The sequence below is a fragment of the Psychromonas antarctica genome (assembly GCF_022267535.1).
Classification (GTDB): domain Bacteria; phylum Pseudomonadota; class Gammaproteobacteria; order Enterobacterales; family Psychromonadaceae; genus Psychromonas; species Psychromonas antarctica.
The window spans coordinates 1-1657 of record NZ_JAHNZV010000228.1 but is presented as its reverse complement, the minus strand read 5'-3'; the positions used below and the strand labels follow the sequence as shown (position 1 = coordinate 1657).

Sequence of the window (1657 nt, the reverse complement as noted above, 5' to 3'; positions counted from 1 at the left end):
CCCCCAGTGTCAGAATAGTTGCAATGATGACTTAATTAAGTTCTCATAATTATCTAAGAGGTTAACTAAGCAACATATGACAAATTATCCAGAAGAATTAAAACAGAAAGTTATTAACGATATGAGCCCTCCAAACTCATTAAAGATCCCTGATCTTGTTACAAAATATAACGTGCCGAAACAAACTCTTTATTACTGGCGTAAAAAAGCATTACAGCAAGGTAAATTAGTGACAGGAACAACCGATTGCAATAAGTGGAGTAATGAGGCGAAGCTCGCTAGCATTATTGAAACGTCAGTAATGACGCAAGCGGAAAAAGGCGAATATTGTCGTCAAAAAGGTATCTATTTAGAACAACTCGAACAGTGGAAAACAGCTTGTTTATCAGGCTTTAATACCGTTCCAGCCTTAAATTCAAAGCAAAAAAATGAGCAAAATAAAAAAGATAATGAGATAAAACGGCTAGAGAAAGAGCTTAATCGTAAGGATAAAGCGTTAGCTGAAGCGGCTGCATTAATGGTCCTATCAAAAAAGTACCGACATCACTTCCAGGACGAGGAAAGTTAACCGGTATCAGTGAGCGAAAGATAATCGTTTCTGATATTAATATTGCCAGAGAGCACGGTGCTGCGTTATATAAATGTTGTCACGTTATCGGTATTAATTGTTCGACATTTACACGTTGGCATAATGCAGGCCAGGTTATCGATGACAAGCGCTCGACAGCACAAAGGCCAGCCCCTATCAACAAGCTCTCAGCAGATGAAAAACAAACGATATTAGAAGTCTGTTGCCAAAAAGAATACGCAGATTTACCACCCACACAAATAGTGCCGTTACTGCTTGATAAGGGGATTTGGCATGGTAGTGAATCAACTTATTATCGAATTCTTCGGCAAGAGAAAATGCTCACTCATCGAGGTGTCAGTACGCAAGCGATAAAACGGAATGCACCTAGATTAAGGGCGAGCAAGCCAAATGATATTTGGTGTTGGGATGTCTCTTTATTAAAAACGCATGTTATTGGGCAGTTCTTTTACTTGCACTTATTTCTCGATTTATACAGCAGAAAAATAATATTAGCAGAAGTCTTATTATCAGAGAGTGCAGATAATGCCTCAATGCTCACACAGCAAGCGGTAGCAAGAGAGAAAGCCTTATCATCACAAGTGCCTCGCGTGCTGCACAGTGATAATGGCGGGCCCATGCGTAGTGCGACTCTGCAAGGTACATTACAAACACTAGGCATTAGCCGTTCATTTAATCGGCCACATACCAGTAATGATAATGCGTTCGCTGAATCGATATTTAAGACTCTCAAGTATTGCCCTAAATATCCTGTCACTGGCTTTAAAACATTAGAAGATGCACAGACATGGGTAATGCATTTTACTCGTTGGTACAACGGAGAGCATTTACATAGCGGGCTGAATTTTGTCACACCAAACCAACGTCATAATGGCGGTGATAAAGAACAATTACAGAAGCGAAATATGGTGATCGAATTAGCTAAAAGCAAGCGCCCTGAACGTTGGTCAGGTAAAACAAGGAACTGCGATCCTGTAGGTGATGTTTACATTAACAAACCCTCAGAAGAAGAAGCAAAACTAGCTGCATAATCACAGTCAATCATTGCAACTATCTTGACAGCGACCG

At 40.1% G+C, this 1657-nt stretch carries 2 protein-coding genes; both read left to right on the top strand.

Annotation, left to right across the window (positions count from 1 at the left end; translation table 11 throughout):
• Positions 1-76 precede the first annotated feature (76 nt).
• The gene (locus KSO91_RS17145; RefSeq protein WP_238744233.1) at positions 77-568 is read left to right on the top strand and encodes a transposase; all 492 of its coding nucleotides are present in this window, start codon (positions 77-79) and stop codon (positions 566-568) included.
• Positions 514-1620 carry an IS3 family transposase gene (locus tag KSO91_RS17140; protein WP_338049799.1) on the top strand — a complete coding sequence of 369 codons (1107 nt, stop codon included), beginning with the start codon at positions 514-516 and terminating at the stop codon, positions 1618-1620. Before KSO91_RS17145 ends, KSO91_RS17140 begins: the two co-directional genes overlap by 55 nt.
• Positions 1621-1657: the final 37 nt, after the last annotated feature.